The sequence below is a fragment of the Azotobacter salinestris genome (assembly GCF_009363155.1).
Lineage (GTDB): Bacteria > Pseudomonadota > Gammaproteobacteria > Pseudomonadales > Pseudomonadaceae > Azotobacter > Azotobacter salinestris.
Genome location: NZ_CP045302.1, coordinates 1,045,955 through 1,071,884, shown reverse-complemented (window position 1 = coordinate 1,071,884; position 25,930 = coordinate 1,045,955). Strand labels below are relative to the sequence as shown.

Genomic DNA, 25,930 nt, shown 5'->3' with positions numbered 1-25,930 from the left:
CGGGCGGATCTTCCGCCGCTGTCTGTTTCAGGCCCTCAAGTTTCAATCCATGCAGCCGCTGGTATCGGGATACAAATATTCGACGACCTTGATCTTGCCGCCGGAGTCCCGATAAGTCATTTCCGCCGGCACGACACCGCAATAAAGAGGTGTGGGTCGGCGATATTCGATCTTTATCAGTTCGGCAATATCCAGGTTCATCGAATATTCATAGGGCTTGGCTTTGCAAGTTTCCGAGTTGGTGACTTCGGCGATGCCCGGAGTGGCTGTCGCAAGTGCAGTGGTGGCCAGGAGTGATTTCATGGTTTTCATGTTGAATAAAATATCGTTCCTTTTCCGCAGGCAATAGAAATAGCGGATGCGGAGCCTTTCGCTCGGCATCGGTTTCCATGCGATCGATGGAGTCCGCCTGGGCGGCCCGGTCGCGCTGACCGGCGCTTCGCGCTAGACGGGGTGTGAAGGTGCCATGCCCGTGGAGGCGTCCGGAGGCAGTCGCGGCCTGGTCCCGGAGGTAGGATGGCGGTCGGCGGGGACGTGCGATCCGCAAGCCGACCGTACTGCCGGGCAGGCCTCGGCACGGTGAGTCCGGATTGCATGTGAACTTCGGATGTGGCTTGCGGCACGTTCTGTCCGGAAGTGCCGGTTATTCATGGCATACCTCCTGAATCAATGGGCTGACAGGGACCCACTTCATGAGTGACGAGCATGCGGCGCATGACGAAGTGCGATCCACGGTCATACGTTAATGAAATTGAAATATTGGATCTGCCCGACAAATGAAACCGAATGCAACGAAACATTCTGTCATCTATCGGAGGTTGTTCGGGCAGGTTGCTGAGGACTGTTTTCGTTCGGGAAAGTTGGTGCGATTAAATATTTATTTACACTTGGCTCAATGTCCGAGTAATTCTTTGCAACGCTGCGGCGCACTCGCCGGGGGGCTTTCCGGATGCCTGAGAGCCTGTTCGCGTTTCGCTATCCCCCTGCCGTAAAGGGGCGTGGGGATGGAGCGCATACCTTCCCGTCCGACCGATGGCCCGGGGCCTGAACCGGGCGGTTCCGCAGGGCATTTGCGCCGGATTGTGCGAATGAAAGGTGACGGCCGGGGAGGGCGCCTCGGGCTTCGGCGCAGTCGTTCGGGGCGGCGCCTCGGACGGGAGGCTGCCGGCCGAGCGTCAGCCCGAAGAACAAGGAGAGGGCCGAAGCCCTCTGTGCACTCAGGCGTCTTCGGCCGGCGCGGCCAGGGCCTTGTCGTAGGCGGCCTTGAGGACGGCCCACTCGGCCGGCGACATGGCCGGGCTGTGGCGGCGCAGCTGGTCCAGGTCGCGCCGCGAGGCGGTGGCGACGCGCAGGCGCTGGCGGCTCTTTTCCAGGTCGATCAGGGCGATCTCCACCTGCGGGCGTCCGTCGCGCTCCTCGACCTTGACGAAGATGTGCTTGGGATAGCAGCAGCCGTGCTGCCAGTGGCCCCGGTGCAGGCGGCTGAGGGTCAGGGCCAGCTGCTCGAGCACCTGCCGGTGGACCGCTTCGCCCCAGCGCTGGCGCGCATCGCCACGGTACCAGTCGTCCAGGCTGACGAAGCCCTCCAGCGACTCGGTGACCAGCAGGGCCTGCCACTTGCCGTCGGTCTTGCGCGCCGAACAGAAGACGATCTTCGGCACCCGCACGCCGAGACGCTCGACGGCCTCGAGGGCATCCTGCTCGCGCAGCACGGTCGGCCGGCCGAGGGGGTGGCGCAGCGAGTGGTAGAGGTGGCCGGTCTGGCGCTTGCTGTAGAGCGGCACGCTGTGCGCGCTCAGGCGCTGCACGCCGCTTTCCCCGGCCCGACGGGCATTGGGTTCCTCAACCCATTCCCCCTGGCGGTTCCACCAGCACTGGAAGGTTCCGGCGAAGGAGTCCAACGACTGCAAGGCGATCGATTCGGTCACGCAGAGGTCCTCTTGTGCAACACATAGATGCGCCGCATGGCATAGCCAGGCAGGGCGTCGTGGTGGCCGGCGATGTCGAAGCCGACTTCGCGGAATTCGGCCTCGATGGTGGCCCGCTCGATGACGAAGCGGTTGCGCTTCTCGGCGCGGCCTTCCTGCGCCGCGCGCAGCTGCGCCAGATAGCGGCGCCGCCAGGCCTTGAAGTTGCCGTCCACCCACAGGGAGATGATCAGGCTGTCGCGGCTGACCCGGTGGAACTCGCGGAGGATGGCCAGGCGGCTCTCGCGGTCGGCGACGTGGTGCAGCAGGCGCATGCAGAAGATGCCGTCGACCGCGTTGTCGGGCAGGTCGATGGCGACGGGAGAGGTCTGGAAGGTCCGCACCCGGGCCAGCACCTCGTCGGCGTGGTTGGCTTCGACCACCGACAGGATTTCCGCCGAGCTGTCGGCGGCGAGCACCACCCGGTTGGCTTGCTCGGTCAGCAGGGGCCAGAAGCGGCCGGCGCCGCACGGCAGATCCAGGAGCAGATTGGGATCGCCGGCCTGCTTCAGCGCACGCCGGATCAGTTGTCCGTCACGCCAGTGGGAAAGCTGCCGGACAAGACGGTCGCAATGCCTGGCCAGGCATTGTGCGGCCTGGGTCTGGCCGAAATGGCGCGGTAGTTCCAGTCCGCTGATGCGTGTTCTCGACATGGCAAGGAGTTCGTTGGGCTGGGGATGATGGCGATAGTACCGCGAAACGCAACGACCCGTTGCCAAAAAATGACAGGACGGGATCGGTGGCGTTCCGTTCGTCGCGATGGTGCCAGGCGCCGTGGCTATTTCAGACGGATCCGGAAGCAGCTGCCGCCCGTCTCCAGGTCGCTCACCCGGACCTGCCAGCCCTGGTGCGTACAGATCCGCTTGACCAGCGAAAGCCCGAGACCGAGACCCTCGCCACGGGCCTGCTCGCCGCGCACGAAGGGCTGGAAGATGCGCTCGCGCTGCTCGGCGGGGATGCCCGCGCCGCTGTCCTCGACGCGGAAGCCGCCGTTCTCCAGGATCAGCCGCACCGTGCCGCTCTCGGTGTAGTGCAGGGCGTTGCGCAGCAGGTTGGAGAGGACCGTGCGCAGGAAGGTGAGATTGTAGAGGGCATGGTCCTCGCCTTCCACGATCAGCTCGAAGTCCAGGCCCTTGGCGCGGATCGGCGGCCCCCAGCGCTGGCTCTGCTCCTTCGCCACGCTGGCCAGGGTGGCGCTGCCGCCGGTGGTGGCCTCCTCGTGCCGGGCGCGGGCGAGGATCAGGAAGGTCTGCACCAGCTCGTGCATTTCCTGGGCGGCCCGGCCGATCCGCGCCACCTGGCGGCTGGCCTGGGGCTGCAGATCGGCCTCGCCGAGCAGTTCGCAGGCGCCCTGGATGACCATCAGCGGGGTGCGCAGTTCGTGGCTGACGTCGCTGGTGAACAGGCGCTCGCGATCCAGGCTCTGGCGCAGCTGGCCGAGGGTACTGTCGAAGGCCGCCGCCAGGTGGCCGACCTCGTCGTCGGGGTATTCCGGCGCCAGCGGCGGGGCCAGCGGCAGCAACTGGTCGCGGTGGCGGACCTGGCGCGCGAGGCGGGTGACCGGCGCGATCACCTTGCGCGCCAGCAGCAGGCCGAGCAGCCAGGCGCCGATCACGCTCAGCAGGAAGCAGAGCAGGATCACCTTGAACAGCAGCTGCTCGCGTTCCTCGAACTCGCTCTGGTCCTCCACCAGCATGTAGGTCTGGCCGTCTTTCTTCGTCGCGTAGACATAGTAGGCGCGGCCGTCCTCGCGCAGTTCGCTGAAGCCCTTTTCGACCTGCTGCAGCGGTTCGGGGATGGGGTATTGCGGCAGGTTCGAGGCGAAGAAGCGGGTGGTGGCATCCAGCCGCGGGACGAGCCCCTGGCGGATGTCCTGGTTGATCACGATGTCCAGTTCGCTCTTCAGCTCCTGGGAGACCAGATGCTTCTCGACGAAGTGGACGATGGCGACGATGCTCAGGGAAAAGAAGCCGCTGACCACCAGCGTCATCAGGGTGAAGGCGATGACGATGCGCCGGGCGAAGGGCTGCTTGGGGTGTGTCATCCCTTGTTTCCCTCGTTGCGACGGAGCCTGTTTCGGCACAGGGCAAGGGGGGAGGAGAGAGGTTCGGTCATTCCGAATGAACGACGAACAAGGCAGCGCCGTGCCAAAACAGACCCGTCCTCCGGGGGGCGCCAGAAACGCAAGCGGGGAAGCAATGGATGACTCAGCCTAACTGGCATCCGGGTTCTCCGTCAGGCGGTAGCCGACGCCGTGGATGGTGTGCAGCAGGGGCTTGTCGAAGGGCTTGTCGAGCGCCTGGCGCAATTGGTGGATGTGGCTGCGCAGGCTGTCGCTCTCCGGCAGATCGTCGCCCCACAGGGCGTTCTCCAGGAACTCCCGGCGCACCACCGCCGGGCTCTTCTGCATCAGGATGGCCAGCAGCTTGTAGCCGATCGGGTTCAGCCGCAGCGGCTTGCCGGCGCGGCTGACGCTCAGGGTGTCCAGGTCGTAGACCAGGTCGCCGACCTGCAGCTGGCGCTTGCGGCTGCCTTGGGTGCGGCGCAGTACCGCCTCGATGCGCGCCACCAGCTCGGACAGGGCGAAGGGCTTGAGCAGGTAGTCGTCGGCGCCGCTGTTGAGGCCCTGCAGGCGGTCGTCCAGCGCGTCGCGGGCGGTCAGCATGATGATCGGCGTCTCGATGCCCGCATCGCGGCGCAGGCGTTCGCAGACCTGGTAGCCGTCGATCCCCGGCAGCATGATGTCCAGCACGATCAGGTCGTACTGCCCTGCGGCCGCCAGGTGCAGTCCGCTCAATCCGTCCTGGGCGCAGTCGACCGTGTAGCCCTTGAGCTCCAGATAGTCGAGCACGTTGGCGAGGATGTCGCGGTTGTCTTCGATGACCAGAATGCGCATGGTCGGAAATTCTCGGCAGGGACGGGCCGCTACTGTAGCAAGCCGCGGGGGCGGAGGGCATGCGGGAGCGGGCCGACCGGCGCCGTCGGGGCAGCGCTTGCCTGGCGTCCCGTACAGGCAGGCCCGCTCGTCGCATCCACCGCTGTCCACTCTTCCAGTGCTACACACTTAGGGGCACATAGCCTCTCCATCCCAAGAGGAGGTGGTTCCCATGAAAGTGAAGGTGACCGAGCGTGCTCTGCTGGCCAGGATCAACCGGGCCCTCAGAAAGGACAACCAGCAGCTGTGCCGCTGCCGGGAGGATTCCCAGGGATACGCCGAACTGGGCGATTTCTATGCGATGGATACCGCGCAGGATGTCGTCATGGCCAGGCATGTCGATCTGGCCATGTGGGCACGCGACCTGGGGATACTGCCCGACTGGGAGGAACTGCAGCGCTGACGGGGCCTGTCCCGGACGCAACCTGCCCGACGGGCGGCGAAAGCGGCGCGCGAAGGCCGTGCCCGCTCGAGCTTCCGTCTGGCCTTCGCTCGGTTGCCCGGGCATGTGCCGGCCTGCTCCGGCGAGCGAATTCTGCTATTGATGGCGTCCCTGTTCGGCACGGAATCTCCACGGTGACGCTCGCCACTCTCAAGCATCGTCTGCAAGGCTGGGCACGCCGCCTGAAGCGGCAAGTCATGACCCTCTGGTTCTGCGCGCGGAGTCCGGAAACGCCCTGGCCGGCGAGGCTTCTGGTCGTCTGCGTGGTCGCCTATGCGCTGAGCCCCATTGACCTGATCCCCGACTTCATCTGATTTTGCGCGGGAAACCCCGGACTTCTAGTCCGGGGAGGGATAGCGCGGCGCTCGCAGAGCGCCCCTGTTCCCGCTTCCTCCGTTTCGGTGTGGCCATCTTCACATTGCGGATGGCAAAATGTGATGCATGAACCGTGCGTACAAATACCGTTTCTACCCGACACCTGAGCAGGCGCAATTGCTGGCTCAGACGTTCGGCTGTACGCGCTTTGTCTATAACCATGTCCTGCGCTGGCGAACCGATGCATTCTTCCAGCGGCAGGAGAAGGTCGGGTATCTGGAAGCCAATGCGGAACTCACCAGGCTCAAGCGCTCCGGTGAGTTGCCGTGGCTGAACGAGGTGTCGTGCGTCCCGCTGCAGCAGTGCCTTCGCCATCAGCAGACCGCGTTCAGGAACTTCTTTGCGGGCCGCACGAAGTACCCGGCATTCAAGAGCAAGAAGCATCGCCAGTCCGCCGAGTTCACCCGGTCGGCGTTCAGCTACCGGGACGGCAAGCTGTACCTGGCCAAGTCCAGGACGCCGCTGGATATCCGCTGGAGCCGGCCGCTTCCTGGCGAGCCGTCCACCGTCACCGTTTCCAAAGACTCTGCAGGCCGGTACTTCGTGTCCTGCCTGTGCGAGTTCGAACCTGAGGCCTTGCCCGTCACGCCGCAGATGATCGGCATCGACCTGGGCCTGAAAGACCTGTTCGTCACCAGCGAGGGCGAACGCATCGGCAATCCCCGCCATACGGCCAGATACGCCACCCGGTTGGCCCTGGCGCAGCGCCGGCTGAGCAGGAAAAAGCTCGGCTCGAAGAACCGCGCCAAGGCCCGGCTGAAGGTGGCCCGTATTCACGCCAGAATCTCCGATTGCCGCATGGACCGCTTGCACAAGCTGTCCCGCAGACTGATCAACGAGAACCAAGTGGTCTGCGTCGAATCCCTCGCCGTGAAGAACCTGATCCGCAACCCGAAGCTGAGCAAAGCCATCGCCGATGCCGGCTGGGGCGAGTTCGTTCGCCAGCTGGAGTACAAGGGTGGCTGGGCTGGGAGGCAGGTGGTCGGCATCGACCGCTGGTATCCCAGCTCAAAGCGTTGCTCGTGTTGCGGGCATATCCTTGAGCGGCTGCCTCTGCCGGTCCGCTCCTGGAGCTGCCCGGAGTGCGGAACCGAACACGACCGCGACGTGAATGCCGCGATCAACATTAAAGCCGCCGGGCTGGCGGTGTTAGCCCTTGGAGAGAATGTAAGTGGCATTGGTCAAGTACCGCTGTCCGGTTCTCGGTGAATTGGGAATCCCCTTCCTTCAGGGAGGGGAGCAGTCAATCCTGTGCTCGGCTATCTGGACGATGCGCTCCTGCTGCCGCTGGGCATCCTCCTGGCGTTGCGCCTGCTGCCACCGGCAGTGCTCGCAGCTGGCCGGCTGCAGGCCGAGGAGTGGGAGCGGCGGCAGGCGCTGCGGCCGGTCAACTGGCCGGCGGCCGGACTGATCCTGCTGCTCTGGGCGCTGGCAGTCGGCCTCGCCGGGCGCTGGCTGATACCTTAATCGGCGCTGCCGCGGCCGCACTCGGGGTCGACGGTGAAGGTCCGGGAAACGTCCACCAGGCCCAGGTGTCCCAGGGTCCGCCGGCCGATCAGCACGGGGTAGTTCATCCTGCTGCGGTCGTTCAGGGAGAACTCCTCGTCGTAGGTCCGCTTGCCGATGCAGATCCGCATTCTCACCACCGGCCGGCGTTCCGCACCGCCGGCACCGCGGACTTTCACGCTGCGTAGCACCCGGCGCTCGAAGGCGGAGTCGATCGGCTTGCCGCTATCCCTGTCGGTCACCTCGACGTTGAAGCGCACCCACTGGTCGCCGTCGCGCTCGAAGCGCTGCAGATCCTTGGCATCCAGGGAGGAGGTCAGGGCGCCGGTATCCAGTTTCATCTTCACCGGGATGTTCTCCGGCTGAATCAGTCCCTTCTCGATCCAGCCGAAAACCCGCTCGGGCGTTTTGGCGGCAACGGGGAGGGCGGTGGCGCTCAGCAGCAGCATCAACGGAAGGGTCTTGGGCAAACGCATGGGTGACAGGCTCCTGGAAAAATGAGCCCACCATAGTAGGTCGCAGGTGAAAGAAATGTTGCCGCTTGGCAGGCCTGCATTCGATATCCCGGCAAAGGTACTCCGGTCTGCCGTCTCTCTTCTTCATGAGCCAGCGCCGCATGGATATTTGTGTTGTCGCAAATGGCACCTTGATATTAATCCCCACTCTTTCTAGTGTGGTGAATCACAACTACTCAGGATAAGTCTTGTCTACCGCGGAGCTGGCAGAGTTTTTTCGGAGGGCATGCGATGAAAACAGGCCGCCCAGCCGTTCGGATCGAACTGACCGAACACGAGCATGCCGAACTCACCCGCCGCCGAGCCAGGCACAAGGGGCCTGCCGATATGCAGCTGCGCGCCGAGATCATTCTGTCCTGCGCTCGAGGCGAGTCCGGCTCTTCCATTGCTCGACGGCTCGGCATTACGGCGCAAACCGTTTCGAGGTGGCGCCTTCGCTTCGCCCGTTTGGGCCTGCAAGGCCTCAATGACGAGCCGCGCTCAGGCCGCCCACGCAGCATCAGTGATGAAAAGGTCCAGGAAGTGGTCGACCGGGTGCGGCAGACCCGGCCCGACGATGCCAGCCATTGGAGCTCGCGCCGGATGAGCAAGGCCACCCATATTTCACCGGCGAGCGTACAGCGTATCTGGCGAGCCTTCGGGCTCAAGCCTCACCTGGAGCACACCTTCAAGCTGTCCACCGATCCTGCCTTTGTCGACAAGGTGCAGGATATCGTAGGGCTCTACCTGAATCCGCCGGATAAAGCGCTGGTACTGTGCGTCGATGAGAAAAGCCAGATCCAGGCGCTCAATCGAACACAGCCGGGGCTGCCGCTGGAGCCTGGGTATCCGGCGACCCGTACCCATGATTATCAGCGCCATGGCACGACGTCCTTGTTTGCCGCCCTGGATGTGGCCACCGGCGAGGTGATCGGACGTCTCAAGCGCCGTCACCGCAGCGCAGAATTCCTGGAGTTTCTCAGGGCCATCGAGGAAACGGTCGAGAGCGACAAGGCCATACACCTGATCATGGATAACTATGCCGTGCACAAGACCGACAAGGTGCGCGCCTGGCTTGTCGCGCACCCGCGTTATCACGTGCATTTCACCCCGACGTCCGCGTCATGGCTGAATCTGGTGGAGCGCTTTTTCTCGATGCTCACCCAGAAGTGGATAAAGCGCCAGGCCCATACCAGCGTGAAGGATCTCGAGCAGTCCATCGAGTATTACCTGGCGACCTACAACCAGAATCCAAGGCCCTTCCGCTGGCGTAAGGGAGCAGGTGAAATCTTGGCCTCTGTCGACAGGGCTGCTCGAGCCTTGCAAAGAAATAATGAAGCGAACTTGTGATTCACCACACTAGTGGTTGTCAAAAGTAAGGGAAAAGCTTTCCGAATAGTGATGCTTTTTTCACATCATCAATGGTTAATCTATCTTTAAGTAAAGTTTTTATGTGCTTGCCTTGCTATCGATTGGCATGCAATGTGCCTCTGTTGAATAGTCTGAAATTTCTTGTAATATCTTGAAATACTTTTTTGGAGGCTCTGAAGCGGCCGTTAGAGAATCTTGGAAGAGAACAATTTTTTCACGAACGAGATGAAGGAAATTTCATCGGGAATGCCATGCGCGCTCTCCGGAGAGCGCGGCGTTATTTCCTGGGCAGGCTGAAGAGAGGCGTGTCATCAATCCGCAAGTCCTCTCCGGCAGAGCGTCGCCGGCAACGCCATCACATTGAATCAGGTAGAGAAGTGGCCTGTCTTGTTCGGATATGTCATTCGGGACTTTTGTTTTCGAATGACCGGCAGGGCGCGGCTTTGTTCAATCTTTCTTGGGGCCATTCGAAGTACGCCGATGGTCTCCGGAGATAAATCGATGAGCGCCAGATCAGAAAATCCAGCGCAGTCCGGTAGTTTCGACGAGACAGCCGTATTGCACGAGCTTGAGCATTATCTTCCGAAACAAGCTCCTCTGAAGGATTTCGTTCACCACAATACCTTGCATGCTTTCCAGAGTTCGAAGTTTCACGATGCGGCGAGAAATGCCTCGGGTATCTTCGGATACAACCTGTCTCTGAAACTGGATAAATACCGCAGTCTCTATCGGCAGGGCGAGATAACGCCGGCCGTGCTGGACTGGGTCGTCCGCCAGCACAAGGGCGATCGGTTCGACCTCTGGAAGACCAAGGTCGTCGAGGGGAGCTTCGCGTCGCCGCCCTTGCCGCGCATCGGTTCCGTACGGGCGAACTGGAAGAGGAGCCACCGGATCGACCTGGATTCGCTGGTGCATCCGCTGCTGTTCCGCATTCTCTGCAGCTATCTCGACCAGGGCATCTCGATGTGGGCCTTCCCGTCCAGCGGCGAGGGTTTCCTGAGCGCCATCCGCGAGCTGGAGCGCCACAGCTTCACCAGCTTCTTCCGCCGCGAGCGGGCGCGCCGGCTGCTGCTCGAGCAGGACTGCTCCATCACCGATCTGCTGAGAATCCTGGTGCGCGACGAGGCGCTGTTCGCGCATTACCTGTTCGATCAGCAGTTCGCCCATCCGGGCTGGTCGGGCATGGTCACGGTGATCGAGGCGCAGCCCGGCACCCTGATCGACAGCCGCCGGATCAGCCTGCGCGAGCTGATCGTCTTCGAGCTGCTCCTCGAGATCGACGCGCTCGACGAGCATTTCGACGGACACTGGAGCCCGCTGGTGGCGAACCTGGCCGGCGAGCCGGCGGACCTCCTGGCCGAGGTGCCCCGGACCGAGCTGCACGATGTCCTGGCGATCTGGCAGGAGGCGCTGGAGTGGAGCTTCTACGATCCCGTGCTGAGCGCCATCCAGCGCCAGCCCGCGGAAAGTCCCGCGCAGCCGGAGAAGAGCTTCCAGGGCCTGTTCTGCATCGACGACCGCATCTGCTCGTTCCGCCGGCACCTCGAAAGCCTCGATCCGCACTGCGAAACCTACGGGACGCCGGGCTTCTTCGGGGTGGAGTTCTACTTCAAGCCGAAGAATGCGAAGTCCCACACCAAGGTATGTCCGGGACCGATCGAGCCCGGCTACCTGATCAAGGAAACCGGCAGCCGGGACAGGCGCAAGGCCGAGCCGCACTTCAGCAAGCACTCGCACGACCTTTTCGGCGGCTGGGTGATCTCGCAGACCCTCGGCTTCTGGTCGGCCATCAAGCTCCTCGACAACATCTTCAAGCCCTCGGCGAGCCCCCTCGGCGCCTCGTCCTTCCAGCACATGGATCGCACCTCCAGCCTGACCATCCTGAACCGCTCGCCGGACGACCGCGAGGACGGCCTGCAGATCGGCTTCACCCTCGAGGAGATGGCCCAGCGCGCGGAGAACCTGCTGAGCAGCATCGGCCTGGTCCGGGATTTCGCGCCCATCGTCTACGTGGTCGGGCACGGCGCGAGCAACACCAACAACCCGCACTATGCCGCCTACGACTGCGGGGCCTGCTCGGGCCGGCCGGGGTCGGTGAACGCGCGGGTGATCTGTTTCATGCTCAACCATCCCGAGGTGCGACGGATCCTCGCCGGCAAGGGCATCGAGATCCCGGCGACAACCCGGTTCGTCGGCGCGCTGCACGACACCACCCGCGACGAGATCGCCTTCTATGACGAGGCGTCGCTCGACCCCGACAACCGCGCCCGGCACCAGGCCAACGTGGCCGTCTTCGACAAGGCCCTGGCGCTCAACGCCAAGGAGCGCTCGCGGCGCTTCGAGCTGACCGACAGCCGGCAGCCGCCGGAGCGGGTGCACGAGGCGGTCAAGGCGCGTTCCGTGTCGCTGTTCGAGCCGCGTCCCGAGCTGAACCACGCGACCAACGCCCTGTGCATCGTCGGGCGCCGCTTCCTGAGCCGCAAGTTGTTCCTCGACCGGCGCTCGTTCCTCAACTCCTACGACTACCGGATCGATCCGGATGGCAGGTTCCTGCTCGGCATCCTGCGCGCCGCGGCGCCGGTCTGCGGCGGAATCAACCTGGAGTACTTCTTCTCCCACGTCGACAACCAGAAGCTGGGGGCGGGCAGCAAGTTGCCGCACAACGTAATGGGCCTGATCGGCGTGGCCAACGGCAACGACGGCGACCTGCGCCCCGGCCTGCCGAGCCAGATGATCGAGGTGCACCACCCGGTGCGGATGATGATCGTCGTCGAGCAGTTCCCCGAGATAGTTCTGAACACCCTCCGGCAGCAGGCGACCACCTGGCAGTGGTTCGCCAACGAATGGCTGAACCTCGCGGTCGTCAACCCCGAGACCCATGAGTTGTTCCGCTTCCGGGACGGCGCTTTCGAGCCGTACCGCCCGCTGACCGAGCGGATCGAGGTCGCCGTGGACCTCGAGAAACTCTTCGAAACCCAGGCGGACAACCTGCCTGTCCTCGCCCTGAACTAGGGAGCTGCCATGGCCTCCGTACTGCAGATCTTCATCTTTCTACCGCTGATCGGCTTCCTGATCAGCCTGACCCATCCGGAACGGGACGAGACACGGATCTCGCGCACCGCCCTGGTCACGGTCGGCGCCAACCTCGCCGGCTTCGGCCTGTTCCTGGCCTATTGGGCATTTCACGGCTTTCCCACGCTGGAACTGAAGGATTTCGTACTGTTCCGCACGGACAGCTACGAGTTCTACATCGACTTCCTGTTCGACCGGATCACCGCGACCTATGTGTTCGTCGGCGCCTTCCTGACCTTCATGGTGCTGCTCTACAGCCGGCACTACATGCACCGCGAGGCGGGCTACAAGCGCTTCTTCAGCACGGTGCTGTTCTTCTATGCCGGCTACGACATGGTGGTGTTCTCCGGGAACATGGAAACCATGTTCATCGGCTGGGAAGTGCTGGGGATCACTTCGTTCCTGCTGATCGCCTTCTACCGGGACCGCTACCTGCCGGTGAAGAACGCGGTCAAGGTGTTCTCCATCTACCGGATCGGCGATGTCGGCCTGCTGCTGGCAATGTGGATGATGCACCACCTGTTCCACGCCAACGTCAGCTTCCACATGCTCGAGGACCGGGCCTTCGTGCTCGAGCACCTGCAGCCGCACACCCTGGCCGGCGTCCTCATCGCGCTGATGATCCTGGTGGCCGCCGCCGCCAAGTCGGCGCAGCTGCCGTTCTCCAGCTGGCTGCCGCGGGCCATGGAAGGGCCGACGCCGTCGAGCGCGATCTTCTACGGCTCGCTGTCGGTGCACATGGGGGTGTTCCTGCTGCTGCGCACCGCGCCGCTCTGGCGGGATCAATGGCTCGTCTGCATCGTCGTCGGCCTGCTGGGACTGGCCACCAGTGTGGTCGCCACGGTGATCGCCCGCTCGCAGTCGGCGATCAAGAGCCAGATCGCCTATGCCTCCATCGCCCAGATCGGCCTGATCTTCATCGAGATCGCCGCCGGCCTCGACACCCTGGCCCTGGTGCACTTCGCCGGGAATGCCTTCCTGCGCACCTACCAGCTGCTGGTTTCGCCGTCGGTGGTGACCTACCTGATCCGCGAGCAGTTCTACAACTTCGTGCCGCGGCAGCACCATGCGAAATGGGTGCTGCCCAAGAAGTTCATGTATTCCCTCTACATGCTCTCGGTGCGGGAGTTCGACCTGGATGCCTTCATGTACCGCAGGTTGTGGAATCCCATGAAGCGCCTGGGGCGACATCTGGACTTTCTGACCTTCTGGCGGGTCGTCGGCATTTTCGTGCCGGTTTATCTGCTGGGTTTATTCCTCGTCTACAACCGTGAAGCGTTGCCGACCGCGGTCACGGAAGTATGGCCGGTGATCTTTGCATCGATGGCAGCGGTATTGGTGCTCAAGTCCTTCACCGAACGCAGGCGCGCGCGGATGGCCTGGCTTTTGGCAATCCTGACGCACTTCTGGATCGCCCTGGCCACATCCTTCAACGTCAACTTCGACTTCAGCGAAAGTTATATCTACCTGAGCGGCGTCGCCCTGGCCGGAGTCATCGGATTTCTGTGCCTGCGGCGACTCAAGCATCTGGAGGGCGACATCGATCTCGACCGTTTCCACGGCCATTGCCGCCAGCATCCGAAGATCGCGTTCGTATTTCTGCTCTGTTGTCTGTGCGCCACCGGTTTTCCGATCAGTCCGACGTTCATCGGCGAAGACCTGATGTTCGCGCATATCGGGGAAGAGCAGGTCGGCCTGGCCTTTTTGACCAGTTTCAGTTTCGTCCTGGTCGGTTTGTCGATCATCCGCATTTATGCGCGGGTATTCCTCGGGCCGCATGCCAAGTCGGTTTACGAAGTGGCGTACAAGTCTTGCTGATTCATCGAGAAGTTTGGCTGGAGATATTCATACCGAGCAGTAGTAAGTGCATGTAAATATCGAAGGAGTCATTACCTTATGAAATTCAGTGCAATTCCGGAAGACGGCCTCGAAGGCCTCAAGCAAAACTGGCGCAGCGATGTGGTATCGGGATTTCTGGTATTCCTGCTGGCGCTTCCCCTGAGTCTCGGCATCGCCAAGGCCAGCGAATTCCCGCCAGCCATGGGCGTGCTGACCGCCATGATCGGCGGCCTGTTCGTCAGCCTGTTCGCCGGCTCGCGGCTCACCATCAAGGGCCCGGCCGCCGGCCTGATCACCATCTGCGCCGGCGCTGTGGTCGAGTTCGGCGGCGGCGCCCAGGGCTGGCACCTGGCGCTCGGGGCGATCTTCGTGGCGGCCGTGCTGCAGATGCTGTTCGGCCTGCTGCGCTTCGGCGCCCTGAGCGACTTCTTCCCGCACTCGGTGGTGCACGGCATGCTGGCGGCGATCGGCCTGATCATCTTCGCCAAGCAGATCCACGTGCTGCTCGGCATCGATCCGGCCACCCTCAAGGGGCTCGAGCTGGTCGAGCTGTTCGAGCGGATTCCGGCCTCGATCATGCACGCCGACACCCACGTGGCCCTGGTCGGCCTCGTCAGCCTGGCGATCATTTTCGGCATGCCGCTGCTGAAGATTCCGGGCCTCAAGAAGGTGCCGGCGCCGATGCTGGTCCTGCTGGTCGCCGTGCCCATGGCCCTGATCATGGACTTCAAGCATACCGAGCCGGTGTTCGACATGGTGACCATCGGCAGCTTCTGGGCCAATGTCGGCTGGAACCTGGATTTCTCCCTGATCGGCACCGCGGTGTTCTGGAAATACGTGCTGATGTTCCTCTTCATCGGCAGCCTGGAGTCCCTGCTGACGGTCAAGGCCGTCGACGGGCTGGATCCCTGGAAGCGCGCGTCGGACTTCAACAGGGACCTGGTCGCGGTGGGCGCGGGCAACGCGCTGTCCGGCCTGCTGGGCGGCCTGCCGATGATTTCCGAGGTGGCGCGCAGCTCGGCGAACGTCACCTTCGGTGCCCGCAGCCGCTGGAGCAACTTCTTCCACGGCCTGTTCCTGTTCATCGCCATGCTGCTGTTCATCCCGGTCATCGAGATGATCCCCAACGCGGCCCTGGCGGCGCTGCTGATCGCCGTGGGCTACCGCCTGGCCTCGCCCCATGAGTTCTTCAAGGTCTATCGCATCGGCGTCGAGCAGCTGGTGATCTTCGTGGTGACCGTGCTGGTGACGCTGTCCACCGACCTGCTGGTCGGGGTCGGCGCCGGCATCGCCACGGAACTGGCGTTCAACCTGGCGCACCGGGTGCCGTTCGGCAACTTCTTCAAGGCCCGCTACACGCGCTCCCGGCAGGCCGGCGAAGAGCGGATCGAGGTCGGCGGCGCGGCGATCTTCTCCAACCTGCTGGGTTTCAAGAAGCTGTTCGCCCAGCTCGAGCGCAGCAGCACGGTGACCATCGACTTCGCCGCGGCCCATCTGGTGGACCACACCTTCATGGAGTTCCTGAGCCACCTCAGGGAAGAGTTCGAGCATGCCGGCGGGATGCTGACCGTCACCGGCTTCGAGCGCTTCAAGCCGTTCTCGGAGCACCCGCTGGCAGCCCGCAAGCGCCTGCCGGACAACGTCCAGCTGGCCTGACCGGCCATTCCCGGAGCCCGGCGGGACACCTCGCGTCTCCAGCGGCAACCGATCCACCGGCCAGGGATGGCCGTTTCTCCCGGCCTCTTGGCAAACGCGCTTCGCGAACTCCCTTTTTGCGCACGGCGGCAGGCAGGGCCAAGGAAACTCCGGAGCGCTTCGGTCGGTCTACCCCGATGCGTCCCGGTTTCGCTGCCGCGTCCGGGCATGCCATTCGCCCGCGTTCGCCGGAAAGCGATTTCCTGACGCCGAAACGGGCACAGACTATCTTTTTGTTGCTATAGCACTGCGGTTTTCATGGCGGGAACGCCTGGCTGTAGGCGGGGCGTCCCGCTGCAGAGCCGAGGCGGCCAGCTCCGAAGGCCTTCGGACGGAGGAAGCTCGTGCACATTGCCGATATGACCATGTTCTATGCCCCCGCCAGCGGTGGCGTGCGGACCTATCTGGAGGCCAAGCACCGTCGTCTGCGGCTGTATTCTGGGGTACGCCACAGCGTGCTGGTGCCCGGACCCGGCTACCGCGAGCAGGCCGGCATCTACGAGGTCCCTTCGCCCCTGCTGCCGTTCGGCAAGGGCTATCGCTTCCCGCTGCGCCGGGCGCCCTGGCGCCACCAACTGCAGAGCCTGCAGCCCGACCTGATCGAGGTCGGCGATCCCTACGTGACGGCCTGGGCCGCGCTCGACGCCGGCCGACGCCTGAACATCCCGGTGATCGGCTTCTACCATTCGGACCTGCCGCGACTGGCGACCAAGCGTGTCGGCACCTGGTGCGGCGAGCGGGTGAACGACTACGTGGCGCATCTCTACGGCCAGTTCGACCGGGTGCTGGCGCCCAGCCGGATCATGGCGGAGAAGCTTCTGCGTCTGGGCGTGCGGGAGGTGTTCGTGCAGCCTTTGGGCGTCGATCTGGAAATCTTCCAGCCGGCCCGCCGCGACCCGGGGCTCAAGCGCGAGCTGGGGCTTGCCGAGGAAACCCGGCTGATGATCTTCGCCGGCCGCGGGGCGCGCGAGAAGAACCTGCATATCCTGCTGGAGGTCGCCCGGCGCCTCGGAACGCCCTACCACTTGCTGCTGGTCGGTGCCGACATGCCGCATCGGGTGCCGGACAACGTCACGGTGATCAACGACTTCCAGCCGGCCGCCGCGGTCGCCCGGCTGATGGCCAGCAGCGACGTGCTGCTGCATGCCGGCGACCAGGAAACCTTCGGCCTGGTGGTGCTGGAGGCGATGGCCTGCGGCATCCCGGTGGTCGCCGCGCGCGCCGGGGCGCTGGCCGAGATCGTTCCGTTCAGCGCCGGCCGCCTGTGCCGGCCCAACGACGCCCGGGCGATGGCCTCGACCGTGCGCGAGCTGTTCGAGGGCGATGTCGCCCGCCTGGGACGACAGGCGCGTCAGCACGTCGAGGCCCACCATGCCTGGGATGCCGTGGTTGCCGGTCTGCTCGCCCATTACCATGCCGTGCTGGGCACGGCCGAGCTGCCGGTTGCCGTGCATGTCTGAGCGCCACCTGCTGCTGGTATTGCACGATGTCACCCCGGAAAGCTGGGCCGACTATCGAAATTTCGTCGCGGTGGTGGACGCTCTGGGCAATGTGCCCATCACCTGGCTGGTAGTGCCGGATTTCCATCACCGCCAGCCGTTGACGGGGCACCCCGAACTGCGCCGCAAGCTCGACGCACGGCTGGCGCGCGGCGACGAGCTGGTCCTGCACGGTTGTCACCACTGCGACGACGCTCCGCCGCCACGCAACCCGAAGGACTGGCTGATGCGCCGCGTCTACACCCACGAAGGCGAGTTCTACCGGCTCGATCAGCTCCAGGCGCGGCAGCGTCTCGAGCAGGGCATGGAAATGTTCCGGCGCTGCGGCTGGCCGCTGCACGGCTTCGTCGCCCCTGCCTGGCTGATGAGCGAGGGCACCCGCCTGGCCCTGCGCGAAACCCCGCTGCGCTACACCAGCGATCTGCGCCACCTCTACCGGTTGCCGGATTTCCAGGCCATCGATGCCCCCGGCCTGACTTGGAGCGCCCGCAGCCGCTGGCGCCGCGGCCTGTCCCGGCTGGTCTGCGCGAGCCTCGCCGCCCGCCATCGGCAGGCGCCACTGCTGCGCCTCGGACTGCATCCGGTGGACATGCGCCACGACTACTCCCGCCACTACTGGGTGGAGCTGCTGGTGCGCCTGCTGGAGGAGGGGCGTCAGCCGCTGACCAAGATCGGCTGGCTGGGCCGGCAGTCTGCGCAGCTGCCGGGTAGCGGCGCATGAGCCGTGGCCTGTGGCTGCTGCTGGGCGGCCTGCTCGCTGCCCTGCTGATCCCCATTCTGCTCGGCGGCACAGGACTGTGGCGGCAGGTGCAGGGCTTTCCGGCCAATCTGCTGCTGGCCATGCTCGGCATCATCCTGGTCTGCTGGAACCTCAATGCGCTGCGCCTGCGCCTGCTGTTGCCCGGCCACCGGCTCGGGCAGAAGGACGCGCTGGGCATCATCATGGCCACCGAGTTCGCCATCTGCGCGACGCCGGGCGGCGCCGGCGGCCCCCTGACCCTGATGGCGCTGCTGATGCGCCGCGGGGTGTCGGCGGCGCAGGGCACCGCCACCTACGCGGTGGATCAGCTCACCGATCTCCTGGTGTTCGCCTGCGCCCTGCTCGGCATCCTGGTCTACGCCCTGTCCCATGCCCTGAATCCGCACCTGGCCTGGCTGCTCGGCGTCAGCGTAGCACTGCTGGTCGGGGTGTTCGTCCTGCTGTTTTTGCTCGGCCGCTTCCACCGCGAGATGTTCCGGCTCAACGGCCGGCTGCTGCAGCGCCTGGGGGTGAGCGCGCGCCGCCGGCTGAAATACGCGCGCCAGGTGATGCGCTTTCGCAACGCCCTGCGCCAGAGCCTGAGCCTGCCGCGCCCGGTGCTGCTCGGAGTGTTCCTGCTCAGCGTCGCGCACTGGATACTGCGCTACAGCGTGCTCTACCTGACCCTGCGCGGTCTCGGCAGCGAACTGTCCTGGGCCTGGACCTTCCTGGTGCAGATGCTGGCGCTCAGCGCCGGGCAGGCCAGCCTGCTGCCGGGCGGCGCCGGCGGTGCGGAGCTGGCCTCGGCGGCGCTGCTCGCCCCACTGGTCGGCAAGTCGACCAGCGGGGCGGCCATCCTGATCTGGCGCGCCGTCACCTACTACTTCTATCTGATCGCCGGCGCACCGGTGTTCCTGCACCTGGCCGGCCGGCCGCTGCTGCGGCGGCTGGTGCGCTATCGGCAATCCTGAAACGGTTACTTCCTGCCGAGCTTGATATGCCGGCTGGGCGGCGTATTGGTCTGGCCGCTGACGCCATTGGCAATCTGCTGAATCTCGCCGCCGTCCTGGAGAAAGGCCGATACCAAGGCGTCGAGGGATTCATGGGTTGCCCGGGCCGGTTCCGGCTTGGGCTTGACGTTCGATCCTGCAACTCGTGTGGTCATGAGGTTTCTCCTCTGCCGGGCGAAGCGCCCAGAATGAAAAAACCGGCCCGAAGGCCGGTTTTTCGGACGACGCAGGCGATCACATCACCTGGACTTCATCCGCCTGCATGCCTTTCTGGCCTTTCACCGCCACGAAGGAAACCTGCTGGCCTTCCTTCAGGCTCTTGAAGCCGTTGCCCTGGATGGAACGGAAGTGAACGAACAGGTCGGCGCCGGTTTCCGGGGTAATGAAGCCGAAGCCCTTTTCATCGTTGAACCATTTGACGGTGCCGTTTTGGCGAGTGGACATGGATTGTCTCCTTGGACAAAGTGGAGGGCCGGACCGATGTGGCCCGGGCGTTGACTGAGCGCAAAGAGCAATCGGAAAAGGATCGGAAGACATTCACACGGATCGTTTCGCGGTGACGCATGCAGCACAGTGGAGCTACTTTACTCCCTCGCCGGTGGATCACCTAGCCTTTTCTGCATCCGCACGATGGATGGAGGCGGCAATCGGCGCCGCTGCGGGGCGGAAGCTGTCCTGGATCAAGCGGTTGCCGGTGGATTTTCCGCTATGGTTAAAGGCAGGCGGTATGCGCTCCTGTCAATGCCACAGAGGAGGAAGGAACGATGGAATTGCCCATCCACAATCTGTCCATGCTGTTCGATCAGTTGGGTTTGCGGTCCGATTCGTCCAGCATCGATGAGTTCATCGCCACCCACCAGTTGCCCGATGGAATCAAGGTGTCGGAGGCGCCGTTCTGGACGCCGGCCCAGGCGGCCCTGCTGAAGGAGGAGCTGCTCGACGATGCCGACTGGGCGCCGCTCGTCGACGAACTCAACGAGCGCCTGCATCCCAGGCACTGAGGAAGTTGCCGGCTGCCGGGTTTCCGGGGCCTTTTCGTCCACCAGGCACAATGAGTGTGCAGGCCATGAAGAAAGTACTTGTTCCGTTCGACGGGTCCGAAAGCGCCAAGCGCGCCTTGCTCTATCTCGTGGAGCTGGTGAAGCAGTTGCCGGATCTGGAGATCCATCTGCTGAACGTCCAGGGGCATCCGATCATGTACGGCGACTACGTCGCCGGCCCCATGCTGGAGAGCCTGGTCAATGCCGCCCGCGAGCATGGGCGCAAGATCAATGCGAAGGGAATCGAACTCCTCCGCAGTCACGGCCTCGAGGCCACCGCCCATGAGGAGCTGGGCGAGACGGTGGGAGAGATCGCCAAGACGGTCGCGCTGCTCGGCTGCGACATGGTGGTGATGGGAACCCGCGGAATGACCAACTTCTCCAACCTGATCATGGGCTCGGTTTCCAGCCGCGTGGTACACGAGGTCTCGGTGCCCGTGCTGCTGGTCAAGTAGGCCTATCCGAGGGGAAGGGAGGGTTTCCTTTCCCCTCTACCCGGTTCATTCAGCCTGCGCGCAGACTCAGAGCTTGCTCTTGAAGCGGTGCCATTTCTTCTCCCCGCTCATGATCCAGTTGGGCATGGCCGTACCGATCCCGGCGACCTCCAGCTTCGGGTGACGCCGGATGACCTGCTCGAGCACCGGCTCCTGGGCCGGCTCCACGTCCACGAAGAACACGTGCTTGCCTTCGCGCAGCTTGTCCTGCAGGGGGCGGAAGTAGCGGTTGCCCTTCTGGAAGCCGAGAAAGCCGCCTTCCCAGATGCTGAAGCCGAACAGCACGATGGCCAGGAAGATGAAGGGTACCCAGCCGAAGACCGTGTTCGTCCAGTCGCTGAAATAGGCGACGATCAGCACCAGGGCGGCCAGCAGCAGGCCGATGAACACGCCCCGTGTGCCGGACCTGACCACATCGGTCTTCATCATCGAGGGCACGCCGTGCAGACGCTCGTGCCGTTCGAGTTCGGCATCCTGCTCGCTCAACACGTGGATCTGCTCGGTATCGATGCCCTTGGCTTCCAGCTCCTGCTCGACTCGCTCCAGATCGTCCAGATCGTCACTGACGTAGTAGTGCCGGTTCATGTTCACCTCCCGCTGCGTCGCAAAAACGTTCCGGCGAATGGTCGATCGATGGCCCACGGCAAGAGCCGCGGGTGGGGAGACCCCCCTTGAGTCTAGCAATGGGGCTTTCGGGGCCTGCCGGCAGCTGTCGGACGGCACCGGCCGGCGGACGAGAGGTAGGTCGACGGGCTGTTCGGTGCGGACGGATGGGACGTCCGCTGCAGGGACGGAGCGGACGCGGCGCAGGTGGCGGGCGGCTTCAGTCCTGCTTGCCCTTGAGCAGATCGCCGAGGCCGGCGAGGGCCTTGAAGGTGGTCTTCGGACCCAGGTCGGCGCCGGGACGGGGAGCGGTCTGGTACTGGCTGTCGGTATAGCGCGAATGCTCGTTGTCGTGGCAGTACAGGCAGAGCAGCTCCCAGTTCGAGCCGTCCTCGGGGTTGTTGTCGTGGTTGTGGTCCTTGTGGTGGACCGTCAGCTCGCTGAGGCGCTTGCCGGAGAATTCCCGGCCGCAGCGGCCGCAGATCCAGGGATACATCTTCAGGGCCTTTTCCCGGTAACCCTGTTCGCGCTGGGCATAGGGGATGCTGCTCTTGTTGTTCGTGCTCATGGTGGGCCTGCCTGACTGCTGGTTCCGATCGTTGGGTGGATGATGCCTTCGAGACTACGGGTATCGGGGCCTGCCGGGCAACCGTGCGATGCTGCGCAGGAATGGCAGATGCTTCATCATGCCGCTGTCGGCCTCTGGCCAGACGGCCGAGTTAGCTTGCTAAGATTCCGCCAATCCTTTGCCTCGCCGCTTTCGGGTGCCCCATGTCCAGCTCTGCCGCCCGCTCGACCCTAGCCAGCCTTCCCGATGCCTACAAGGCACTGCTCTATGTCCTGTTCCTGGCTACCCCGAGGAACAAGACCACCCTGCTCGAACAGCTCAAGCGCCTCGGCGTGCGCGCCACCACCAGCCGCGCCATGGACGGCGTGGTGCTGGGCGAGATGCTGGAAACCCTGCAGCGCCTGAAGTGGCTGGAGCGCGCCGACGAGCGCGGCTTCTTCAGGCTGAATCCGCTGGCCTGCAACCAGGTCCTGCTGCTGCTGCAGAGCGAGCCGCAGTGGTGGCCCAAGCTGCGCGGCGGGCTGATCGAGCACGCCGTCGCCACGCCGGGCGGCCTGCCGGCGAGCCTGTGGCGCGGCCTCTGGCTGGCCCTGCTGGCGGGCGAGGTGCCGGAGCTGACCCAACTGCTGCTCGGCATGGAGCAGGACCAGGCCGGGCTGCCGCATCCCTGCGGCCAGCTGCTGGCCGACGAAACCGGCCGGCAGCTGTTCGCCCGGCTCACCCCGGGGGTTCGCGAAGTGCTGCTGGAGGACTACCTGACCCGCGCCAACGACGGACTGGTGGCGGCCGGTGAAGCCTACCGGCAGGGCCTGTCCCTGCTCGAAAGCGATCAGGCGAGGTCCGCCGAACTGACCTTCCAGCTGTTCCTGCAGGCGCTCTGGCGCGGCGACTGGCCGCGCTTCGAGGCCCTCGGGCGCAGCGAGCGGGTGCCGTTCGGCAGGGCTTTCGAGCATCTGCTGCACGGCAAGCCCGGCGAGGCTCTGGAGCAGATCCAGGAGTTCATCCGTATCCAGCGCGGCAGCCGCAAGCGCCGGGTCGAGCTGCCGGCCACGCTCAACGCCTGCTACTGCCTGCTCCTGCTGATCGACGGCGACGGCCAGCACCATGCCGCACTGCGTCAGGCGCTGGGGTTGGGGCTGAAGAAGGGCCTCGGCAGCGCCTACCAGATGTTCGACAAGCTTTTCGAGCAGTTCCAGGGCAAGGGCGTGCGCGGCGCCGATCCGGCTTATCGGGTGCAGCAGCTGAAGGGCTTCGACGGGCTGCTGACCGCGATCGCGTTGTACTGGATGGACGCACCGGCGTCCTCCGCCTGGCAGCGCCGCCTGGAGCAATTCCGCGCCGAGATGGAGGAAGAGGGCTACGCTTGGCTGGTGGCGGAGCTGGATGTCCTGCTCGAGCGGCAGTTCGGCATGCCCCCGGCGCAGGCGGACTGGCACCGGCGCCAGGGGCTGCGCCCGCTGGTCGAGCTGTACCGCCGCCAGGAGCTCTGGGAGCACGCCCTGGCTGCGTTGGCCGCCCTGCGTCCCGGCGCCCGCGGCAGCGCCCCGCTGCAGCCGCAGAGCACCCATCGCCTGGCCTGGATGATCGGCAGCGCCATCGCCCAGGCGCCGAGCGTCGAGCCGCGCGAACAGAAGCTCGGCGCCAGGGGCCAGTGGAGCAAGGGCCGGCCGGTGTCGCTCAAGCGCCTGCTCGAGGAGACCGACAGCTTCGATTACCTGCTGGAGCAGGACCGCCGGGTCGTCCAGCAGATCCAGATGCACAGCGACTACTACGGCATCCGCTACCAGCTCGACGGCGAGCGCGCCCTGCCGCATCTGGTCGGCCATCCGGCGCTGTTCTGGAGCGATGCGCCGGAGGTGCGCCTCGACCTGCTGGCCGGCAACGTGGCCCTGCAACTGCAGCAGCGCGGCGCGCAGATCCACCTGGCGCTGACGCCCGAGGGGATCGCCGACTGCCAGGGGCTGTTCGTCGAGCGGGAAACCCCGACCCGCCTGGTGATCTATCCGCTCAGCCGCGAGGCCCAGCAGGTCGCCGAGATCATCGGCGGCGGGCTGACCGTGCCGCAGACGGCCAAGGCGCAGCTGATGGAAACCATCGGCAGCATCGCGCCGCTGCTGCCGATCCACTCGGACCTGCCGGAGCTGGCGGTGAACATCGACAAGGTGGTCGCCGACGGCAGGCTGTACGCCCACCTGCTGCCGCTGCAGGACGGCCTGCGCCTGCAACTGCTGGTGCGGCCGCTGGCCGGCGGCAGCTGGTTCCGCCCGGGGCAGGGCGCCGAGAACGTGCTCGGCGAGCAGGACGGCAGGCCGCTGCAGGCGATTCGCGACCTGCAGGTCGAGCGCCAGCGGCTCAAGCAGGTGCTGCAGGCCTGTCCGGCGCTGGCCGAGGCCGACAGCGAGGGGCACGAATGGCAACTCGCCGAGCCGCAGGCCGCGCTGCAGGTGCTGAGCGAGCTGCAGGCGCTGGATGCAGACCTGCTCGAATGCGTCTGGCCGGAGGGCGAGCGCATGCGCATCAAGGCCCGGCCCGGCCTGCGCCAGCTGCAGCTGCGCCTGCGCCAGAGTGGCGACTGGTTCGAGCTGGACGGCGAGGTGGTGGTCGACGACGGCCGCGTACTGCATCTGCGCCAGCTGCTCGAGCTGCTGCAGAGCAGCCCCGGGCGCTTCGTCCGCCTCGGCGACCAGGACTGGCTGGCCCTCGGCAGCAACCTGCGCCGGCGCCTGGACGAGCTGGGCCGGCTGGCCGAGCGCAATGGCGACGAGGGCCTGCGCCTCAACCCGCTGACCGCGCCGCTGCTCGCCGAGCTGGCCGAGGAGGTGGGCGGCTTCGAGGCCGACGCCGCCTGGCGGGAGCACCTGGCGCGCCTCGAATCGCTGCACGACTACCGGCCGCGGGTGCCGAGCACCCTGCAGGCCGAGCTGCGCGACTACCAGCTGGAGGGCTTCGACTGGATGGCGCGGCTGGCGAAATGGGGCGTCGGCGCCTGCCTGGCCGACGACATGGGCCTGGGCAAGACCCTGCAGACCCTGACCCTGCTGCTGCATCGCTCCGCCGAGGGCCCGCAGCTGGTGGTGGCGCCGACCTCGGTGACGCCCAACTGGCTGGCCGAGACCACCCGCTTCGCGCCGACCCTGCGCCTGCACGCCTACCGCGAGAGCCGCAGCCTGGAAGGGCTGGGCCCGCGCGACCTGGTGGTGGCCAGCTATGGCCTGCTGCAGCTGGACGCCGAGGCCTTCGCCGCGCAGCACTGGACCACCGTGGTGCTGGACGAGGCGCAGGCGATCAAGAACGCCGCCAGCAAGCGCTCCCAGGCAGCCATGGCGCTGCAGGCGGATTTCCGCCTGGTCGCCACCGGCACGCCGCTGGAGAACCACCTGGGCGAGCTGTGGAACCTGTTCCGCTTCATCAACCCCGGCCTGCTCGGCAGCCGCGAACACTTCACCCAGCGCTTCGCCGGGCCCATCGAGCGCGGCGACCAGGGCGCGCGCAAGGCGCTCAAGGCGCTGATCCAGCCGTTCATCCTGCGCCGCCTGAAGAGCCAGGTGCTCGACGAGCTGCCGGCGCGCACCGAGGTGGTCTACCGGGTACCGCTCTCCGATGCCGAGCAGCACCTCTACGAGGCCATGCGCCAGCAGGCGCTGGACTCCCTCAGCCAGGGCGGCGAGGAGGGCAGCCAGCCGCTGCGGGTGCTCACCGAGATCACCCGGCTGCGGCGCTTCTGCTGCCACCCGAGCCTGGTGCTGCCCGACAGCGACCTGCCCGGCAGCAAGCTGGCGGCCTTCGCCGAGATCGTCGAGGAACTGCTCGACAGCCGCCACAAGGCGCTGGTGTTCAGCCAGTTCGTCGACCACCTGAGCATCGTGCGCAAGTGGCTCGAGGAGCGCGGCATCCGCTACCAGTACCTCGACGGCGCGACCCCGGCCAGGGAGCGCATGGCGCGGGTGGAGGCCTTCCAGGGCGGCGACGGCGACATCTTCCTGATCAGCCTCAAGGCCGGCGGCACCGGCCTCAACCTGACCGCCGCCGACTACGTGATCCACCTCGACCCCTGGTGGAACCCGGCGGTGGAGGACCAGGCCAGCGACCGCGCCCACCGCATGGGCCAGCAGCGCCCGGTGACCATCTACCGGCTGGTGGCGGAGAACACCATCGAGGAGCGCATCCTCGCCCTGCACGGACAGAAGCGCGATCTGGCCGACAGCCTGCTGGAGGGCGGCGAGGTCAGCGCCAAGCTCGACGCCGAGGCGCTGCTGCGCCTGCTGCGCGGCGGTTAGGACG

General features: G+C 65.2%; 23 protein-coding genes and 1 pseudogene. 14 read left to right on the top strand and 10 right to left on the bottom strand.

The annotated features are described in order from the left end of the window. Nucleotides 1-42: 42 nt before the first annotated feature. The 5 genes from GCU53_RS05115 to GCU53_RS05090 form a co-directional block, all read right to left on the bottom strand. A complete protein-coding gene (locus GCU53_RS05115; RefSeq protein ID WP_152386659.1) occupies nucleotides 43-312 on the bottom strand; it encodes a DUF2790 domain-containing protein in 270 nt (89 codons plus the stop codon). Nucleotides 313-1,217: 905 nt separating this feature from the next. Then, on the bottom strand, nucleotides 1,218-1,928 hold the full coding sequence (locus GCU53_RS05110; protein ID WP_152386658.1) for a lipopolysaccharide kinase InaA family protein: 711 nt from the start codon (nucleotides 1,926-1,928) through the stop codon (nucleotides 1,218-1,220). Then, nucleotides 1,925-2,620 (bottom strand): class I SAM-dependent methyltransferase, encoded by a 696-nt coding sequence (locus tag GCU53_RS05105; RefSeq protein WP_152386657.1) that lies wholly within the window; start codon nucleotides 2,618-2,620, stop codon nucleotides 1,925-1,927. The genes GCU53_RS05110 and GCU53_RS05105 overlap by 4 nt, the downstream gene beginning before the upstream one ends. A 125-nt stretch (nucleotides 2,621-2,745) precedes the next feature. Beyond that, a complete protein-coding gene (locus GCU53_RS05100; protein WP_152386656.1) occupies nucleotides 2,746-4,011 on the bottom strand; it encodes a sensor histidine kinase in 1,266 nt (421 codons plus the stop codon). Nucleotides 4,012-4,179: 168 nt separating this feature from the next. After that, nucleotides 4,180-4,863 (bottom strand): response regulator transcription factor, encoded by a 684-nt coding sequence (locus GCU53_RS05090; protein WP_152386654.1) that lies wholly within the window; start codon nucleotides 4,861-4,863, stop codon nucleotides 4,180-4,182. 211 nt (nucleotides 4,864-5,074) lie between these two features. On the opposite strand from GCU53_RS05090, the gene GCU53_RS05085 reads away from it, so the two are divergent. The 4 genes and pseudogenes from GCU53_RS05085 to GCU53_RS05070 all read left to right on the top strand — a co-directional run bounded on the left by GCU53_RS05085 (nucleotide 5,075) and on the right by GCU53_RS05070 (nucleotide 7,186). Then, nucleotides 5,075-5,305: a hypothetical protein gene (locus tag GCU53_RS05085; RefSeq protein ID WP_152386653.1), complete on the top strand. Its 231-nt coding sequence runs from the start codon at nucleotides 5,075-5,077 to the stop codon at nucleotides 5,303-5,305. A 236-nt stretch (nucleotides 5,306-5,541) separates the two neighbouring features. After that, a pseudogene (locus GCU53_RS26750) lies at nucleotides 5,542-5,655 on the top strand (YkvA family protein); the annotation flags it as partial. 130 nt (nucleotides 5,656-5,785) lie between these two features. Continuing rightward, on the top strand, nucleotides 5,786-6,928 hold the full coding sequence (locus GCU53_RS05075) for an RNA-guided endonuclease InsQ/TnpB family protein (RefSeq protein ID WP_152385995.1): 1,143 nt from the start codon (nucleotides 5,786-5,788) through the stop codon (nucleotides 6,926-6,928). 42 nt (nucleotides 6,929-6,970) lie between these two features. Further along, entirely contained in the window at nucleotides 6,971-7,186 is a 216-nt protein-coding gene (locus GCU53_RS05070; protein ID WP_152386652.1) for a hypothetical protein, read from the top strand. Here the strand turns inward: GCU53_RS05070 and rloA3 are convergent. Next, nucleotides 7,183-7,710, bottom strand: coding sequence for a retropepsin-like aspartic peptidase RloA3 (rloA3, locus tag GCU53_RS05065; RefSeq protein ID WP_425278171.1), 528 nt, complete (start codon nucleotides 7,708-7,710; stop codon nucleotides 7,183-7,185). The two genes, GCU53_RS05070 and rloA3, sit on opposite strands and share 4 nt — an antisense overlap. 261 nt (nucleotides 7,711-7,971) lie before the next feature. Between rloA3 and GCU53_RS05060 the strand changes: the two genes are divergently transcribed. The 7 genes from GCU53_RS05060 to gpgF all read left to right on the top strand — a co-directional run bounded on the left by GCU53_RS05060 (nucleotide 7,972) and on the right by gpgF (nucleotide 18,905). Next, the gene (locus GCU53_RS05060) at nucleotides 7,972-9,069 is read left to right on the top strand and encodes an IS630 family transposase (RefSeq protein WP_152386650.1); all 1,098 of its coding nucleotides are present in this window, start codon (nucleotides 7,972-7,974) and stop codon (nucleotides 9,067-9,069) included. A 444-nt stretch (nucleotides 9,070-9,513) separates the two neighbouring features. Further along, a complete protein-coding gene (locus GCU53_RS05055) occupies nucleotides 9,514-12,102 on the top strand; it encodes a YbcC family protein (RefSeq protein ID WP_152386649.1) in 2,589 nt (862 codons plus the stop codon). A 9-nt stretch (nucleotides 12,103-12,111) separates the two neighbouring features. Beyond that, entirely contained in the window at nucleotides 12,112-13,980 is a 1,869-nt protein-coding gene (locus GCU53_RS05050; protein ID WP_152386648.1) for a proton-conducting transporter transmembrane domain-containing protein, read from the top strand. Between the two features lie 78 nt (nucleotides 13,981-14,058). Beyond that, on the top strand, nucleotides 14,059-15,657 hold the full coding sequence (locus tag GCU53_RS05045; RefSeq protein WP_152386647.1) for a SulP family inorganic anion transporter: 1,599 nt from the start codon (nucleotides 14,059-14,061) through the stop codon (nucleotides 15,655-15,657). Nucleotides 15,658-16,040: 383 nt separating this feature from the next. Then, nucleotides 16,041-17,156 (top strand): N-acetylglucosaminyl phosphatidylglycerol synthase, encoded by a 1,116-nt coding sequence (gene gpgS / locus GCU53_RS05040; protein WP_167520035.1) that lies wholly within the window; start codon nucleotides 16,041-16,043, stop codon nucleotides 17,154-17,156. Next, entirely contained in the window at nucleotides 17,149-17,916 is a 768-nt protein-coding gene (gene gpgD, locus GCU53_RS05035) for an N-acetylglucosaminyl phosphatidylglycerol deacetylase (protein WP_152386646.1), read from the top strand. The genes gpgS and gpgD overlap by 8 nt, the downstream gene beginning before the upstream one ends. After that, on the top strand, nucleotides 17,913-18,905 hold the full coding sequence (gene gpgF / locus GCU53_RS05030) for a glucosaminyl phosphatidylglycerol flippase (protein ID WP_152386645.1): 993 nt from the start codon (nucleotides 17,913-17,915) through the stop codon (nucleotides 18,903-18,905). Before gpgD ends, gpgF begins: the two co-directional genes overlap by 4 nt. 5 nt (nucleotides 18,906-18,910) lie before the next feature. Here gpgF and GCU53_RS05025 read toward each other — a convergent pair whose 3' ends face one another. Together GCU53_RS05025 and GCU53_RS05020 are read right to left on the bottom strand one after the other, a co-directional pair. After that, entirely contained in the window at nucleotides 18,911-19,099 is a 189-nt protein-coding gene (locus GCU53_RS05025) for a hypothetical protein (RefSeq protein WP_152386644.1), read from the bottom strand. A gap of 79 nt (nucleotides 19,100-19,178) precedes the next feature. Beyond that, the gene (locus GCU53_RS05020; RefSeq protein WP_152386643.1) at nucleotides 19,179-19,388 is read right to left on the bottom strand and encodes a cold-shock protein; all 210 of its coding nucleotides are present in this window, start codon (nucleotides 19,386-19,388) and stop codon (nucleotides 19,179-19,181) included. Between the two features lie 320 nt (nucleotides 19,389-19,708). Between GCU53_RS05020 and GCU53_RS05015 the strand changes: the two genes are divergently transcribed. Both GCU53_RS05015 and GCU53_RS05010 read left to right on the top strand, forming a co-directional pair. After that, nucleotides 19,709-19,945 (top strand): DUF2789 domain-containing protein, encoded by a 237-nt coding sequence (locus GCU53_RS05015; RefSeq protein WP_152386642.1) that lies wholly within the window; start codon nucleotides 19,709-19,711, stop codon nucleotides 19,943-19,945. Between the two features lie 65 nt (nucleotides 19,946-20,010). Beyond that, nucleotides 20,011-20,439, top strand: coding sequence for a universal stress protein (locus GCU53_RS05010; protein ID WP_152386641.1), 429 nt, complete (start codon nucleotides 20,011-20,013; stop codon nucleotides 20,437-20,439). Between the two features lie 66 nt (nucleotides 20,440-20,505). On the opposite strand, the gene GCU53_RS05005 is transcribed toward GCU53_RS05010, so the two are convergent. Both GCU53_RS05005 and GCU53_RS05000 read right to left on the bottom strand, forming a co-directional pair. After that, complete coding sequence (locus GCU53_RS05005) at nucleotides 20,506-21,063, bottom strand: magnesium transporter (protein ID WP_152386640.1); 558 nt, start codon at nucleotides 21,061-21,063, stop codon at nucleotides 20,506-20,508. A gap of 238 nt (nucleotides 21,064-21,301) precedes the next feature. After that, the gene (locus GCU53_RS05000) at nucleotides 21,302-21,649 is read right to left on the bottom strand and encodes a YajD family HNH nuclease (protein WP_152386639.1); all 348 of its coding nucleotides are present in this window, start codon (nucleotides 21,647-21,649) and stop codon (nucleotides 21,302-21,304) included. Nucleotides 21,650-21,852: 203 nt separating this feature from the next. Here GCU53_RS05000 and GCU53_RS04995 point away from each other — a divergent pair, with 203 nt between their 5' ends. Then, nucleotides 21,853-25,926: a DEAD/DEAH box helicase gene (locus tag GCU53_RS04995; protein ID WP_152386638.1), complete on the top strand. Its 4,074-nt coding sequence runs from the start codon at nucleotides 21,853-21,855 to the stop codon at nucleotides 25,924-25,926. Nucleotides 25,927-25,930: the final 4 nt, after the last annotated feature.

Excerpts from the sequence above, each read along its gene's own strand:
- GCU53_RS05115 (WP_152386659.1), bottom strand. The coding sequence starts at position 312 with ATGAAAACCATGAAATCACTCCTGGCCACCACTGCACTTGCGACAGCC.
- GCU53_RS05105 (WP_152386657.1), bottom strand. The coding sequence starts at position 2,620 with ATGTCGAGAACACGCATCAGCGGACTGGAACTACCGCGCCATTTCGGC.
- GCU53_RS05100 (WP_152386656.1), bottom strand. The coding sequence starts at position 4,011 with ATGACACACCCCAAGCAGCCCTTCGCCCGGCGCATCGTCATCGCCTTC.
- GCU53_RS05090 (WP_152386654.1), bottom strand. The coding sequence starts at position 4,863 with ATGCGCATTCTGGTCATCGAAGACAACCGCGACATCCTCGCCAACGTG.
- GCU53_RS05085 (WP_152386653.1), top strand. The coding sequence starts at position 5,075 with ATGAAAGTGAAGGTGACCGAGCGTGCTCTGCTGGCCAGGATCAACCGG.
- GCU53_RS05075 (WP_152385995.1), top strand. The coding sequence starts at position 5,786 with ATGAACCGTGCGTACAAATACCGTTTCTACCCGACACCTGAGCAGGCG.
- GCU53_RS05060 (WP_152386650.1), top strand. The coding sequence starts at position 7,972 with ATGAAAACAGGCCGCCCAGCCGTTCGGATCGAACTGACCGAACACGAG.
- GCU53_RS05055 (WP_152386649.1), top strand. The coding sequence starts at position 9,514 with ATGACCGGCAGGGCGCGGCTTTGTTCAATCTTTCTTGGGGCCATTCGA.
- GCU53_RS05050 (WP_152386648.1), top strand. The coding sequence starts at position 12,112 with ATGGCCTCCGTACTGCAGATCTTCATCTTTCTACCGCTGATCGGCTTC.
- GCU53_RS05045 (WP_152386647.1), top strand. The coding sequence starts at position 14,059 with ATGAAATTCAGTGCAATTCCGGAAGACGGCCTCGAAGGCCTCAAGCAA.
- gpgD (WP_152386646.1), top strand. The coding sequence starts at position 17,149 with ATGTCTGAGCGCCACCTGCTGCTGGTATTGCACGATGTCACCCCGGAA.
- gpgF (WP_152386645.1), top strand. The coding sequence starts at position 17,913 with ATGAGCCGTGGCCTGTGGCTGCTGCTGGGCGGCCTGCTCGCTGCCCTG.
- GCU53_RS05025 (WP_152386644.1), bottom strand. The coding sequence starts at position 19,099 with ATGACCACACGAGTTGCAGGATCGAACGTCAAGCCCAAGCCGGAACCG.
- GCU53_RS05020 (WP_152386643.1), bottom strand. The coding sequence starts at position 19,388 with ATGTCCACTCGCCAAAACGGCACCGTCAAATGGTTCAACGATGAAAAG.
- GCU53_RS05015 (WP_152386642.1), top strand. The coding sequence starts at position 19,709 with ATGGAATTGCCCATCCACAATCTGTCCATGCTGTTCGATCAGTTGGGT.
- GCU53_RS05010 (WP_152386641.1), top strand. The coding sequence starts at position 20,011 with ATGAAGAAAGTACTTGTTCCGTTCGACGGGTCCGAAAGCGCCAAGCGC.
- GCU53_RS05005 (WP_152386640.1), bottom strand. The coding sequence starts at position 21,063 with ATGAACCGGCACTACTACGTCAGTGACGATCTGGACGATCTGGAGCGA.
- GCU53_RS05000 (WP_152386639.1), bottom strand. The coding sequence starts at position 21,649 with ATGAGCACGAACAACAAGAGCAGCATCCCCTATGCCCAGCGCGAACAG.
- GCU53_RS04995 (WP_152386638.1), top strand. The coding sequence starts at position 21,853 with ATGTCCAGCTCTGCCGCCCGCTCGACCCTAGCCAGCCTTCCCGATGCC.